Genomic DNA, 13,559 nt, shown 5'->3' on the forward strand with positions numbered 1-13,559 from the left:
CGGGCGGGTCAGGCCCGATCCTCCCCGGCGGAAGGGTACTCCTGGCCGGTCGCGGAACCCTCGGGCACGAGGTTCGTAGCGCCGTCGGACGCCTCCTCGGCAGGGACCGTCGGCTCGGTCGACCCGGGAACCGGGGTGACGTCGTCCTCGACGATGAACTCCTCCTCGTCGTCGTCGACGACCCGGGTGATCGCGGCCTTGAGCACGACGATCTTGCAGCCGGGGGCGAGTTCCACCCAGGCCTGCTTGTCGCCGAGGGTGTCGATGGTGCAGAAGATGCCGCTGGTGAGGACGACCCGGGTGCCCGGACGCAGCCCGTTCTCGAGGCTGGCGCGGGCCTCCTGCTGCTTCTTCGCCTGGCGTCGGGTCATGAACGACATGAGGCCGAGGAAGACGATGAGGACGAGCAGCAGAGGCATCATGGAGCCGAAGCCGCTGGCGAGAAGAGGCATGAGGGTGCTTTCGACGGAGTGGACGCTGGCGCCCACATGCTACCCGCCGACGCCGACAGGAACCGAACCCGCTGATCGTCGGTGCTCAGAACAGCCCGTCCGAGGACGGTGAGTCCTGCCTCAGACCCAGATGGGCCCAGGCCCGATCGGTGGCCACCCGGCCACGCGGGGTACGCATGAGGAACCCCAGTCGGACGAGGAACGGCTCGGCGACCTCCTCGACCGTCTGCGGCTCCTCCCCCACGCTGATCGCCAGGGTCGACAGGCCCACCGGGCCACCTCCGAACTTCTCACAGACCGCGGTGAGGACCGCCCGGTCGAGACGGTCCAGGCCGAGCGGGTCGACCTCGTAGAGATCGAGGGCGGCCGCCGCCACCGCGGGGCTCACCGGTGAGTGCCCGGCGACGTCGGCGTAGTCGCGGACGCGGCGCAGCAGCCGGTTGGCGATACGTGGGGTGCCCCGCGAGCGGCTGGCGATGGTCGACGCCGTGCCCGCGGCGAGGTCGATGCCGAGGACCCGCGACGAGCGGGTGACGATTCCGGCGAGGTCCTCGGGATCGTAGTAGTCGAGCTGTGCGGTGAACCCGAAGCGGTCACGCAGCGGTCCGGGCAGCAGACCAGCGCGGGTCGTCGCCCCGACGAGGGTGAACGGCGGGATGTCGATGGGGATGGCCGTCGCGCCCGGACCCTTGCCGACGACGACGTCGACCCGGAAGTCCTCCATGGCCAGGTAGAGCATCTCCTCGGCCGGCTTGGACATGCGGTGGATCTCGTCGAGGAAGAAGACCTCCCCCTCGGTGAGGGAGGAGAGGATGGCCGCCAGATCGCCGGCGTGCTGGATGGCCGGTCCGGACGAGATGCGGATGGGAACCCCCATCTCGGCGGCGATGATCATGGCCAGGGTCGTCTTGCCGAGCCCGGGCGGGCCCGAGAGGAGGACGTGGTCGGGCACGGCGTGGCGGCTGCGCGCGGCGGCGAGGACGAGTCCGAGCTGTTCGGAGACCCGTCGCTGACCGTGGAAGTCGTCGAGGACGCCGGGACGCAGCGCGGCCTCCTCAGCCTTCTCGGGCGGTTCGGCCCACGGGGTCACCGGTGAGCTCTCCATCGTGGTCCTCCCTCATGAGTCGTATGGCTCGGTGCGCCGGGCAGGGCGATCCCCTCCAGTGCGCGAGACTGCGCAACTCCACCCAGTGCGCAAGACTGCGCAACTCCATCTAGTGCGCAAGACTGCGCAACTCCATCTAGTGCGCAAGACTGCGCAACTCCATCTAGTGCGCAAGACTGCGCAACTCCATCTAGTGCGCAAGACTGCGCAACGCCGCCCGCATGAGCACCCCGAGCGACACCTCCGGATTCTCCTCCTTGAGCGGGGCCACCGACTCGACGGCACGCTCGGCATCCCGCGACGACCATCCCAGACCCTCCAGGCCCTCGGCCAGCTGCTCACGCCAGGGCTCGGCAGTCGTCGGCCGGGCAGGGCTCGGGGCGTCCTCCCCCGACCCCAGGAGCACTGCCTTCTCCCGCAGCTCGAGGACGAGTTTGGCCGCGCCCTTGCGCCCGATCCCCGGCACCGAGCACAGGGTCGCCAGGTCCTCGGTGCGCAGGGCGGCAGCGAGCCGGTCGGCGTCGAGCACCGAGACGATGGCCATGGCCAGCCTCGGCCCGACCCCCGAGGCGGTCTGGACGAGGTCGAAGGCGTCCCGGTCGGTGGCGCGGTCGAAGCCGTACAGGGTGAGCGAGTCCTCGCGCACGACGAGGGAGGTCTCCACGGTCATGGTCTCCCCCGGCCGTGCCGCTGCCGCGGTCGCCGGTGTGCACTGGACGCGCAGACCGACCCCGGCGAGGTCGAGGACGACCCAGGTGGGGCCGGCGGCCGAGACCGTGCCGCGGAGGTGGGAGATCACCGGACGAGATCCTTCCAGGAACGCGGGACCGGACGGTTGCCCCGCTGGGCTGCGACGGCGGCCGCGAGACGATCCTGCGCACCGCCCCGCCACAGGTGGGTGATGGCCAGGGCCACCGCGTCGGCGGCGTCGGCCGGCTGGGGGGCCGCCGCCAGCCGGAGCACCCGCGCCACCATGGAGCCGACCTGCGCCTTGTCGGCCCGGCCCGACCCGGAGATCGCCGCCTTGACCTCACTGGGGGTGTGGACGCCGACCGGCACCCCGTGCCGGGCACCGATCATCTGTGTCAGACCCATGGCCTGGGCGGTGCCGGCGACCGTCGCCCGGTTGTGCTGGGCGAAGACCCGCTCCACCGCCATGGCATCGGGCCGGTGGGCGGCGAACCACTCCTCGAGGCCGTCATGGATGCGCAGGAGTCGGGCACCGTGCTCGAGATCGGCCGGGGTGCGGATGACCCCCACCCCGAGCAACTCCAGCGGAACCCCTGGGCCTCCCCGGACGATCCCCACTCCACAGCGCGTCAGTCCCGGGTCGACGCCCATGACGACGGTCCCGGGACGGCGTACCACGGGCTCAGTCCTCCTCGAGGGCGGCGGCGAGCTCCGGGGTGATGTCGGCGTTGGTGAAGACGTTCTGGACGTCGTCGAGATCGTCCAGGGCGTCGGTGATCTTGAAGAGCTTGCGCGCGTCGTCGAGCTCGATCGGCTGGTTGAAGTCGGCGCGGAACTCGACCTCGGCCGAGTCGTAGTCGATGCCGGCCGCCTGGATGGCCTTGCGCACCTCGACGAAGGCGTTGGGGTCGGAGATGACCTCGAAGCTCTCGCCGTCGTCGACGATGTCCTCCGGCTCGGCCTCGAGAGTGGCCTCCATGAGCTGGTCCTCGTCGACCTCGTGGGTGACGCTCTTGCGTCCCTCCTCGACCTCGAAGGTCTTGGAGACGGTGACGACGCCCTTGCGCTGGAAGAGACGCTGCACCGAACCGCCGTCGGCCATGGTGCCGCCATTGCGGGTCACCGCGACACGGACGTCCGAGACGGCGCGGTTGCGGTTGTCGGTGAGGCACTCGATGAGCACGGCGACGCCCGCCGGGCCGTAGGCCTCGTACATGATCGTCTCGTAGTTGACGGCGTCGGCGCCCTCACCGGAGCCACGCTTGACCGCGCGGTCGATGTTGTCGTTGGGGACCGAGCTCTTCTTGGCCTTCTGGATGGCGTCGTAGAGCGTCGGATTGCCCGAGGGGTCACCGCCGCCGATCCGGGCGGCCACCTCGATGTTCTTGATGAGCTTGGCGAACAACTTGCCGCGCTTGGCGTCGATGGCCGCCTTCTTGTGCTTCGTGGTGGCCCACTTGGAGTGACCGCTCATGTAGCCGGTTCCTCGCTTCCTCGGATCGATGTCGCGACGTCGTCTGGTCGCCGTCCCGGGCGCGGCGCCACTGCTGGCCGGCCGCGCAGACGATCGGTCAGTCTACACGGGGTGGACGACCCTCAAGGGACCTGCGGAGCGGAGTCGGCGGGGGTGACGCGCCGACACACGTCGAGGGCCTCCGGCAGGGTGAAGTTGCCGACGTACAGGGCGGTGCCGACGATGGCCCCCTCGACGCCGATCGGCACGAGGCCGCGAAGCCGGCGCAGGTCCTCCAGGGTCGAGATGCCACCGGAGGCGACGACCTTGCCGGCGGTCCGCGCGCAGACCTGACCGAGCAGTTCGTAGTTGGGGCCGGTGAGCATCCCGTCGGAGGCGACGTCGGTGACGACGTACCGCTGGCAACCGGCGGCCTCCAGACGCGCCAGGACGTCGAGCAACTCCCCGCCCTCCCGGGTCCAGCCGCGGGCAGCCAGCCGCGTACCGCGGACGTCCAGACCGATCGCCACGCGGTCGCCGTACCGGGCGACGACCTCGTCGCACCACTGCGGGTTCTCCAACGCGGCCGTACCGATGTTGACCCGGGTGACGCCCGCCGCGAGGGCGGCATCGAGTGAGTCCTGGTCGCGGATGCCGCCGGAGACCTCGACGTCGATGTCGAGCTCGCCGACGATGGCACGGATGATGTCGGTGTTCGAGCCGCGTCCGAAGGCGGCGTCAAGGTCGACCAGATGGATCCAGGAGGCGCCCTGGGACTGCCATCGCCGGGCCACCTCGAGGGGGTCACCGAAGACCCGCTCGGAGCCGGCCACCCCTTGCTGGAGCTGGACGGCACGACCCCCCTGGACGTCGACGGCGGGCAGCAGGACGAGTTCTCCGGTCACCGTTCGACCGTATCAGCCGCCGGTGACCAGTTGGTGGACCGACCGGTGATCGGGCGGATCAGTCCTCGTCGAGCGAACTCATCCAGTTGGCGAGCAGACGCACCCCGGCGGCCCCCGACTTCTCCGGGTGGAACTGGGTGGAGCAGATGGGGCCCAGCTCGGTGGCGGCGATGAAGACGGCGTCCTCGTGGGTACTCGTCGTCACCCCGCTGTGCAGCTGAGGGTCGACGACGCCGAAGGAATGGACGAAGTAGAACCGTTCCCGCTCGATGCCACGGAAGAGGCGCGTCCCGTCACAGGGACGCACGGTGTTCCATCCCATGTGCGGCAGGCGGTCGGCCGGCAGCGGGCTGACGACTCCCGGCAGCAGTCCGAGGCCGGCCACCGGCGCGTCCCGTTCCTCTCCGTACTCGAAGAGCATCTGGTGTCCGACGCAGATCCCGAGCAACGGCCGCTCGTGCTCGACGTGGTCGAGGACGAGCTCGTCCCCGCCCATGGCACGCAACCCGTCCATGGCGGCGGCCAGGGCACCCACCCCGGGCAGCACCAGGGCCTCCTGGGCGGCGAGTTCGTCGACGTCGTTCGAGAGCACCACCCGGGCCCCGGCCTCGCGCAGGGCCCGGCAGGCGGAGTGGAGGTTGCCCGAGCCGTGGTCGATGACACCGACCCGCAACTCCTCACTCACCGTCGCCCTCCCGGGTCGACTCGCCGAGGGTGCCCTTGGTGCTGGGCACCCGGCCGGCATTGCGCGGGTCGAGGGAGACGGCGACCCGCAGGGCACGGGCCAGGGCCTTGTACTGGGCCTCGCAGATGTGGTGAGGGTCGCGTCCGGCCAGCAGACGCAGGTGGATGCACAGCCCCGCATTGAGGGCCAGCGAGGTGACGACGTGCTCGGTCATCGACCCCTGGTAGGGCACCCCGGAGCCGCCGATCCTCGCATACACCTGGCCCTCCGGCTCCCCGGTGCACGAGACGTAGGGCCGGCCGGCGACGTCGACGACGCAGTGGGCCAGGGCCTCGTCGAGGGGCACGGTGGCCTCCCCGAAGCGGGTGATCCCGACCTTGTCGCCGAGGGCGCGGGCCAGGGCCTGTCCCAGCGCGATGGCGGTGTCCTCGACGCTGTGGTGACCGTCGATCTCGACGTCACCGACGGTGTCGATCGCCATGTCGATCCCCGAGTGCCGCGACAGGGCGGTGAGCATGTGGTCGTAGAAGCCGACCCCGGTGCTGATCGTCGACTCACCGGTGCCGTCGAGGTCGACCGTGACGTCGACCGTCGACTCGCTCGTGGCCCGGTGGATGTGCGCCCGGCGATGGTTCATGAGGTGCTCTCCTGGGTGGTCGGGGCCGTCGCGGCGGGATCGTCGTGGCCGAGCACCCGGGCGCTCGCCAGTACCTCGAGCAACGCGTCCTGGAAGGCATCGGTCTGCTCGGGGGTGCCGGCGCACACCCGCAGGTAACCCTCCGGCCCGACCTCGCGGACGAGCACGCCGCGGTCCAGCAGCCCCTGGAAGACGCCGTGGCGATCGGCGAAGCGTCCGAAGAGGACGAAGTTCGACTGGCTGTCGACGACCTCCAGGCCGTGCAACCGCAGCCACTCGGACATCGCCGCGCGGGTGGCGCGCAGCTCGTCGACCCGCTCGAGCATCTCGGGTGCGTGGGCCAGGGCGGTCCTCGCGACGGCCTGGGTGGTGGCCGAGAGGTGGTAGGGCAGTCGGACGATGCGCAGGGCGTCGATGACCGCCGGGGCGGCGACGGCGTAGCCCACGCGGCCTCCGGCCAGGGCGAAGGCCTTGGACAGGGTGCGGACGACGATGAGACGGCCGTACTTGGGCAGCAGCGCGATGGCCGAGTCGGCCGGGGTGTCGGCGAACTCCTGGTAGGCCTCGTCCACGACGATCATGGCCTCGGTGCCCCGGCAGATCTCCTCGATGACGGCGACCGGCACGGCGGTCCCGGTGGGATTGTTCGGGGTCGTGAGGAGGACGACGTCGGCCCCGGCGGCGTTGATGGCCTCGATGGCGGCCGGGGCGTCGATCCCGAACCACGCATTGCGCTCGGCGGTGACGTACTCGCTGTGCGTGTTGCGGGCGTACTCGGGGTACATCGAATAGGTCGGGGTGAAGGTCATGACGGTCCGTCCCGGCCCGGCGAAGGCCTCGAGGATCTCGATCATGACCTCGTTCGAGCCGTTGGCGGCCCACACCTGGTCGACGCCGACCCCGAACCCGACGTACCGGGCCAGGTCGGCCCGCAGGTCGAGGGCCTCGCGATCGGGGTAGCGGTTGAGCTGCCCGGCCACCTCGGAGACGGCCTTGGCCATGTCACGACGCACGGCCGCCGAGGGCGGGTAGGGGTTCTCGTTGACGTTGAGGCACACCGGCACGTCCAACTGCGGCGCACCGTAGGGCTCCTGGCCGACGAGTTCGGGGCGCAGGGGCAGTTCGGACAGCCGGATGGGGTTGACCCGCGGCAGCTCGGGGACGGAGTCCGAGGTCGTCATGACATCCTCCGAACCGCGACGGCGTTGGCGTGGCCGGGCAGGTTCTCGGCCAGGGCGAAGCGCTCGACCCCCTCGGCCAGGGCGAGCAGGGCCTGTCGGGTGTAGTCGATGACGTGGACGGCGCGCATGAAGGAGCGCACCGACAGACCCGAGGAGTGGTGGGCCGCTCCCCCGGTGGGCAGGACGTGGGTCGATCCGGCCGAGTAGTCGCCCAGGGAGACCGGCGCCCAGGAGCCGACGAAGATCGCCCCGGCGTTGTGCACCCGGGCGGCGACCTTGGCGGCGTCGCGGGTCTGGATCTCGAGGTGTTCGGCGGCGTAGGCGTCGACGACGGCCAGGCCCTGTTCGAGATCGCGGACGAGGACGATCCCGGACTGTTGCGAGCTCAGCGAGGTGCGGATCCGGTCGGCGTGCAGGGTGGCGTCGACCATGGGATCCAGGGCCTCCTCGACCGCGGCGGCCAGGGCCGGTGAGTCGGTGACGAGGACGGCGGCCGCCATGGGATCGTGCTCGGCCTGGCTCATGAGATCGGCCGCGACGAACCGTGGATCAGCGGTCTCGTCGGCAAGAATGGCGATCTCGGTCGGCCCGGCCTCCGAGTCGATGCCGACGATGCCGCGCAGGTGACGCTTGGCGGCGACGACGTAGATGTTGCCCGGACCGGTGACGAGGTCGACCCGCCGGCACAGGCCCGGCACCCCGTGGGCGAACATCGCGATGGCCTGGGCGCCGCCGACGGCGTACACCTCGTCGACGCCCAGCAGACGGCACAGGGCGAGGATGTTGGGGTGCGGGAGTCCGCCGAAGTCGGCCTGCGGCGGGGAGGCCACCGCGATCAACCCGACCCCGGCCACCTGGGCGGGGACGACGTTCATGATGACGCTCGAGGCCAGCGGGGCCAGGCCACCCGGAACGTAGAGTCCGACCCGGTCCACCGGGACGAGGCGTTGGGTGACGTGGGCCCCCTCGGCCACCTCGATGACATCGGACGAGGTCTCCCTCTCGGCGGCCTCACAGACGGCCCGGCGTCGTCGGACGGACTCCTCGAAGGAGGCCCTGAGGTCGGGGTCGAGGTCGGCCAGGGCGGCGTCGAGCTGCTCGACCGGCACCCGGAGGTGCTCGGGAAGACAATGGTCGAACCGTTCGCTGAACTCGCGCAGCGCCTCCTCACCGCGGTCGCGCACGGCGTCGCACACCGGGACGACGGCGGCCAGGGCCGACTCGACGTCGACCGCGGCCCGCGGCACCGCGGCCCGGTAGTCGTCGAGATCGCTGGTGGAGATGTCGACCGTTCTCAGCATGCGGCAAGTGTACGGGCCGCCTGAATGGCGGACGGAACCCGCCAGGTGGTGGGATGACGACGTGATGACGAGCCCCTTCCTTGCGCTGCCCCCGCTCGACGTGTCCCTGCCGGTGGGCACCGGAGCCGTCGTCAACACCCTGGCCGTCGTCCTCGGCGGACTGCTCGGGATGCTCTTCGGGACGCACCTGTCGACACGCACCCGGGACGCCCTCATGGACATCCTCGGGCTCTTCACCATCGTCATCGGCATCCAGACGGCGGCCGCCATGAACTCCAAGGACCTCACCTTGGCGGTGCCCGGCGGGGCCGGGGCGGTCGTCGTCCTCATCGGACTGGCACTGGGCACCGCTATCGGTTCGGCGATATCCCTCGATGCCCAGCTGGACCGGTTCGCGGCGTGGCTGCAGGCCAAGGCCCACGGACGCGGCGGCAACAGGCTGGGCGAGGGTTTCGTCACCATGACCCTCGTGGCGACCATCGGCCCGCTCACCATCCTCGGTTCCATGACCGAGGGGCTGGGGGGAGGTCCCGGTCAGCTGCTCGTCAAGTCGGTGCTCGACGCCGTGACAGCCATCTCCTTCGCCTCGGCCATGGGCTTCGGGGTCGTCCTGGCCAGTGTGGGCATCGGGCTGGTCGAGGGAGTGCTCATCCTGGCCGGGGTGGCCCTGGGGGGCGTCCTGTCGACACCCATCATCGAGTCGATCACCGCGTGTGGCGGCGTCGTCCTCCTGGGCCTGGGCATCAAGTTGCTGCGCATCCGCGACGTGCCGGTCGCGGCGATGCTCCCCTCACTGGTCGTCGCGCCGCTCCTCGTCGTCGCCTGCGGCTGGCTGTGAGGCCGCGCGTCGGGCCCGGATCGTCACGACGAGGGAGCAGACGAGCAGGGCGACCATGGCCCCGGCGATCCACAGGAGGATCGGTGTCCACGTGTGCAGGTGGAAGTCGACCTGGACGTCGTCGCCCGGCTTGGCCCCGGCGATGCGGGTGGCGAAGGAGCCCGGACCGATGAGCACCCCGATCCACCAGCACACGAGTGCCGCCACCAGCGAGGCCAGCCCGGCGATGAGGACGACGACGCTGCCACGGCGGGAGAAGAGCCACCACGCCGCGAGCGCGCAGATCGCCCCGACGACCAGGCCGATGAGGCCGTAGGTCGAGTCCGTCGAGATCATCTGGGTGAGGCCTCGTTCGGTCGTCGACGCCGAACCGTCGTCGGCCACGTGGTACGTGGGCAGGGTGGCCACGCCATGCCAGACGGCGGCCGCCAGACCACCGAGGACGGCGCTGACGAGGATGAGGACGGCGCCGAGCAGGATCGGTGCCTGCTGGGGGCGGGACGCCGGACCACGGCGCCCACTCCCCCCGCCTGTGCCTGCCCGGCGCTGCCCGGTGCCTGCCCGGCGCTGGTCGGGACCGGGCCGACCGGACGGGTTCACGGCTCGGCCCCGCCCTCCGGGTGCGCCCGAGGTCGACGGGCCGGGTCGGGTGGCCGGGGTGCTCATGCCGACCTCCCGGGGATGCAGGAGGGCCCCAGGAGCGCCTTGAGATCGGCCATGAGCGGCTGGTCGGTGGTGACCTTGAGATCGTCACCGAGACGGAAGGTCGTCATCTCTTCTCCTTCGAGGAGGCGCAGGTGCACCTCCGATGCCCCGGGATGGTTGCGCAGGACGCCGCGCAGATTCTCGACGACCGACCGGGTGCAGCGGGAGGCGCGCAGCTGCAGGGTCAGGGGGACCTGTCCTCCCTCTCCGATGTCGAGCACCCAGACGTCCGAGGCCGACATCTCGGCGGTCTCGTCGCGTTCGCGGACCCGACCACGGATCTTGAGGATCCCGTCGACGGCCAGCAGCGGCTCGACCCGCTGGTACACCTTGGGGAAGCAGGACACGGTGATGGAGGCGTCGAGGTCCTCGACCGTCACGGAGGCCCAGATGTCGCCGTTCTTCGTCGTCCTCCGGACGATCTGGGTCACCATCCCGGCGATGGTGAACTGGCCCTCCCGGGGGCCGTCGGAGGAGATGAGCGAAGCGATGGACACGTCCCGTTCGGCCTCCAGAGCCGCTTCCATGCCGTGCAGCGGGTGGTCGGAGACGTAGAGCCCGAGCATGTCGCGTTCGAAGGCGAGCTTGGTCCGTCGGTCCCAGTCGCTGTCCGGGACGGTCCGTTCGACGCCGAGCTGGGTCGGCCCGTCGTCGGTGGCCGTCCCGAAGAGGTCGTCCTGGCCGTTGGCCTCGTTGCGCTTGAGGTCGATGACGGCGTCGACCGCGGTCTCGAAGACCTCCATGAGGCCACGCCGGGAGTGCCCCATGGAGTCGAAGGCGCCGGCCTTGATGAGCGATTCGATGAGCCTCTTGTTGCACACGGCCAGCGGCACCTGGTCGAGGAACTCGAAGAAGTCGCCGGCCGGATCGTGCTCCTTGCGAGCGGCGATGATCTCGTTGACGGCGTTCTCGCCGACGTTGCGGATGGCGCCCAGACCGAAGCGGATGTCCTCGCCGACGGCGGTGAACTCCAGCGAGCTGGCGTTGACGTCGGGCGGCAGCACCTTGATGTGCTGGGCCCTCATGTCGGCCAGGTACATGGCCATCTTGTCCTTGTCGTCCCCCACGGAGGTGAGCAGGGCCGCCCCGTACTCGGCCGGGTAGTTGGCCTTGAGGTACGCGGTCCAGTAGGAGACGAGGCCGTAGCCGGCCGCGTGCGACTTGTTGAAGGCGTACCCGGCGAAGGGGACCATGACGTCCCAGAGGGTCTGGATGGCGTCGTCGGAGTAGCCGTTCTTGCGCATCCCGGCCTGGAAGGGCACGAAGTTCTGGTCGAGGATGTACTTCTTCTTCTTGCCCATGGCCCGGCGCAGCAGGTCGGCGCCACCGAGGGTGTAGCCCGCGAGCTTGCGGGCGATCGACATGATCTGCTCCTGGTACACGATGAGGTGGTACGTCGGGGCGAGGATCTCGTCGAGGTCCTCCTTGAGCTCGGGATGGATGGGGATGATGGGCTCGCGCCCGTTCTTGCGCTGGGCATAGAGGATGTGGGCGTTGGCGCCCATCGGACCGGGTCGGTAGAGGGCCAGGACGGCGACGATGTCGTCGAACTCGGTGGGGCCCATGAGCCGCAGCAGGGCCCGCATGGCCGTCCCGTCGAGCTGGAAGACGCCGAGGGTGTCGCCCCGGGAGAGCATCTCGTAGGTCTTCCGGTCGTCGAGCGGGACCTTCTGCAGATCGACGTCCTCGCCCCGGTTCTCCTTGATGATCTTGAGGCAGTGGTCCATGATGCCGAGGTTGCGCAGGCCCAGGAAGTCCATCTTCATGAGCCCCATCTCCTCGAGCTGGGGGTAGGCGAAACCGGCGATGATCATGCCGTCCTTGTCCCTCTTGTGCATGGGGACGAGGTCGAGCAGGGGCGCGCTGGACAGGATGAAGGCACAGGCGTGGACGCCGGTGCCGCGGATGAGGCCCTCGAGCCCCTTGGCGGTCTCGACGACCTTGCCGACGTCGGGGTTGTCCTCGACGAGCTGACGGAACTCCCCACCCTCGTTGTAGCGGTCGTGCTCGGGGTTGAAGATCTGACTGAGCGGGACGCCCTTGCCCATGATGTCGGGCGGCATGGCCTTGGTGATCTTGTCGCCGAGGGCGAAAGGGTAGCCGAGGATGCGGTTGGCGTCCTTGACGGCGGCCTTGGCCTTGATCTTGCCGAAGGTGTTGACCTGGCTGGTGTAGTCGGCGCCGTACTTGTGGGTGACGTACTCGATGACCTTGTCGCGCTGGCGATCGTCGAAGTCGAGGTCGATGTCCGGCGGGTTGACGCGTTCGGGGTTGAGGAACCGCTCGAAGAGCAGGCCGTGTTCGAGCGGGTTCACCTGGATGATGCCGGTGAGGTAGGCGACCATCGACCCGGCGGCCGAGCCTCGTCCCGGACCGACCGGCACGCCCATGGCCCGGGCGGCGTTGCAGATGTCGGAGACGACGAGGAAGTACGAGGAGAAACCCAGCGGCTCGATGACCGCCAGTTCGGTCTCGACGCGGTCGAGGACCTCCTGGGGGGGGTGCGGTCCGAACTTCTCGTCGAGCCCCTCGGCGAGCTTCTTGCGCAGCCAGGACTCCTGGGTCTCCCCCTCCGGGACGTCGAACTGGGGCATCCGGTCGACGTAGGCGAAGACCTCGTCGTAGTCCTCGATCATCTCGGTGAGGGCCAGCGTGTTGTCGGCGGCCTCGGGATGGTCCGGGAAGAGAGCGCGCATCTGCTCGGAGGTCTTGATGTAGTAGCCCGAGCCGTTGAACCGGAAGCGGTTGGGGTCGTCCTTGTTGCGTCCCACGCCGACGCACAGCAAGGAGTCGTGGGCGTCGGCGTCGTCCTCGTGGACGTAGTGCGAGTCGTTGGTGGCCAGCAGCGGGATGTCGAGCTTGGAGGCCAGGCGCAGCAGGTCGGCGCGCACCTCCCGCTCGATGGGGACGCCGTGGTCCATGAGCTCGCAGAAGTAGTTCTCCTTGCCGAAGATCTCCTGGTAGGCGGCGGCGGCCTCGAGCGCCTCGTCGAACTGGCCCAGACGAAGCCGGGTCTGCACCTCCCCCGAGGGGCACCCGGTCGACCCGATGACCCCTTCGGCGTACTGGGAGATGAGATCGCGGTCCATCCGCGGCTTCATGTAGTAGCCCTCGTAGGAGGCCAGGGAGGACAGTCGGAAGAGGTTGTGCAGTCCGGTGGGGTTGCGCGCCCACATGGTGAGGTGGGTGTAACGGCCGCCGCCGGAGACGTCCTTGCCCCCCTCGGCGTCCGGGTCGCCGGAGTCACGGCGTCTCCCCCAGAACTCCTGGCTGCGGGAGAACCTCGACGACGGGGCGACGTACGCCTCGATGCCGATGATGGGCTTGACGAGGGGGTTGTCGTTGCCGTTGTACTTCTTCCTGGCGAGCTGGAAGAACTCGTAGGCCCCGAACATGTTCCCGTGGTCGGTCATGGCGATGGCCGGCATGCCCTGGCGCGCCACCTCGGCGAAGAGCTTCTCATTGCTCGCCGCACCGTCGAGCATGGAGTACTCGGTGTGGGTGTGCAGGTGGACGAAGTCGGAGCGGGCCACGGTCTTCCCTTCTGCTGGACGACTGCGACCACAGTAGTGGGTGAGGCCGTCCCGACGAACACGGCCGGAACCGC

At 69.8% G+C, this 13,559-nt stretch carries 13 protein-coding genes; 1 reads left to right on the forward strand and 12 read right to left on the reverse strand.

The annotated features are described in order from the left end of the window. Nucleotides 1-8: 8 nt before the first annotated feature. From yajC to hisD, 10 genes are all read right to left on the reverse strand, one after another. Nucleotides 9-452 carry a preprotein translocase subunit YajC gene (gene yajC / locus E0E30_RS05845; RefSeq protein WP_130865497.1) on the reverse strand — a complete coding sequence of 148 codons (444 nt, stop codon included), beginning with the start codon at nucleotides 450-452 and terminating at the stop codon, nucleotides 9-11. Nucleotides 453-537: 85 nt separating this feature from the next. Next, a complete protein-coding gene (ruvB, locus tag E0E30_RS05850) occupies nucleotides 538-1,557 on the reverse strand; it encodes a Holliday junction branch migration DNA helicase RuvB (protein ID WP_130865498.1) in 1,020 nt (339 codons plus the stop codon). A 190-nt stretch (nucleotides 1,558-1,747) separates the two neighbouring features. Beyond that, on the reverse strand, nucleotides 1,748-2,356 hold the full coding sequence (gene ruvA, locus E0E30_RS05855; RefSeq protein WP_130865499.1) for a Holliday junction branch migration protein RuvA: 609 nt from the start codon (nucleotides 2,354-2,356) through the stop codon (nucleotides 1,748-1,750). Then, complete coding sequence (gene ruvC / locus E0E30_RS05860) at nucleotides 2,353-2,898, reverse strand: crossover junction endodeoxyribonuclease RuvC (RefSeq protein WP_130866769.1); 546 nt, start codon at nucleotides 2,896-2,898, stop codon at nucleotides 2,353-2,355. The genes ruvA and ruvC overlap by 4 nt, the downstream gene beginning before the upstream one ends. Nucleotides 2,899-2,929: 31 nt before the next feature. Further along, the gene (locus E0E30_RS05865; protein WP_130865500.1) at nucleotides 2,930-3,721 is read right to left on the reverse strand and encodes a YebC/PmpR family DNA-binding transcriptional regulator; all 792 of its coding nucleotides are present in this window, start codon (nucleotides 3,719-3,721) and stop codon (nucleotides 2,930-2,932) included. Between the two features lie 122 nt (nucleotides 3,722-3,843). Then, nucleotides 3,844-4,605, reverse strand: a complete 762-nt coding sequence (gene priA, locus E0E30_RS05870; RefSeq protein WP_130865501.1) for a bifunctional 1-(5-phosphoribosyl)-5-((5-phosphoribosylamino)methylideneamino)imidazole-4-carboxamide isomerase/phosphoribosylanthranilate isomerase PriA — start codon at nucleotides 4,603-4,605, stop codon at nucleotides 3,844-3,846. Between the two features lie 58 nt (nucleotides 4,606-4,663). Beyond that, on the reverse strand, nucleotides 4,664-5,290 hold the full coding sequence (hisH, locus tag E0E30_RS05875) for an imidazole glycerol phosphate synthase subunit HisH (protein ID WP_130865502.1): 627 nt from the start codon (nucleotides 5,288-5,290) through the stop codon (nucleotides 4,664-4,666). Further along, entirely contained in the window at nucleotides 5,283-5,927 is a 645-nt protein-coding gene (gene hisB, locus E0E30_RS05880) for an imidazoleglycerol-phosphate dehydratase HisB (RefSeq protein ID WP_130865503.1), read from the reverse strand. Before hisB ends, hisH begins: the two co-directional genes overlap by 8 nt. Continuing rightward, nucleotides 5,924-7,108, reverse strand: coding sequence for a histidinol-phosphate transaminase (locus E0E30_RS05885; RefSeq protein WP_130865504.1), 1,185 nt, complete (start codon nucleotides 7,106-7,108; stop codon nucleotides 5,924-5,926). Before E0E30_RS05885 ends, hisB begins: the two co-directional genes overlap by 4 nt. Beyond that, on the reverse strand, nucleotides 7,105-8,409 hold the full coding sequence (hisD, locus tag E0E30_RS05890; RefSeq protein ID WP_130865505.1) for a histidinol dehydrogenase: 1,305 nt from the start codon (nucleotides 8,407-8,409) through the stop codon (nucleotides 7,105-7,107). The genes E0E30_RS05885 and hisD overlap by 4 nt, the downstream gene beginning before the upstream one ends. Before the next feature lie 64 nt (nucleotides 8,410-8,473). On the opposite strand from hisD, the gene E0E30_RS05895 reads away from it, so the two are divergent. Continuing rightward, a complete protein-coding gene (locus E0E30_RS05895) occupies nucleotides 8,474-9,247 on the forward strand; it encodes a DUF554 domain-containing protein (protein WP_167853906.1) in 774 nt (257 codons plus the stop codon). Here the strand turns inward: E0E30_RS05895 and E0E30_RS05900 are convergent. Together E0E30_RS05900 and dnaE are read right to left on the reverse strand one after the other, a co-directional pair. Next, the gene (locus tag E0E30_RS05900; protein WP_411914021.1) at nucleotides 9,200-9,727 is read right to left on the reverse strand and encodes a hypothetical protein; all 528 of its coding nucleotides are present in this window, start codon (nucleotides 9,725-9,727) and stop codon (nucleotides 9,200-9,202) included. The two genes, E0E30_RS05895 and E0E30_RS05900, sit on opposite strands and share 48 nt — an antisense overlap. Nucleotides 9,728-9,909: 182 nt before the next feature. Continuing rightward, nucleotides 9,910-13,485 (reverse strand): DNA polymerase III subunit alpha, encoded by a 3,576-nt coding sequence (gene dnaE, locus E0E30_RS05905; RefSeq protein ID WP_130865508.1) that lies wholly within the window; start codon nucleotides 13,483-13,485, stop codon nucleotides 9,910-9,912. Nucleotides 13,486-13,559 lie beyond the last annotated feature (74 nt).

Origin of the sequence: Acidipropionibacterium timonense (assembly GCF_900605005.1) — a bacterium.
Taxonomy (GTDB): domain Bacteria; phylum Actinomycetota; class Actinomycetes; order Propionibacteriales; family Propionibacteriaceae; genus Cutibacterium; species Cutibacterium timonense.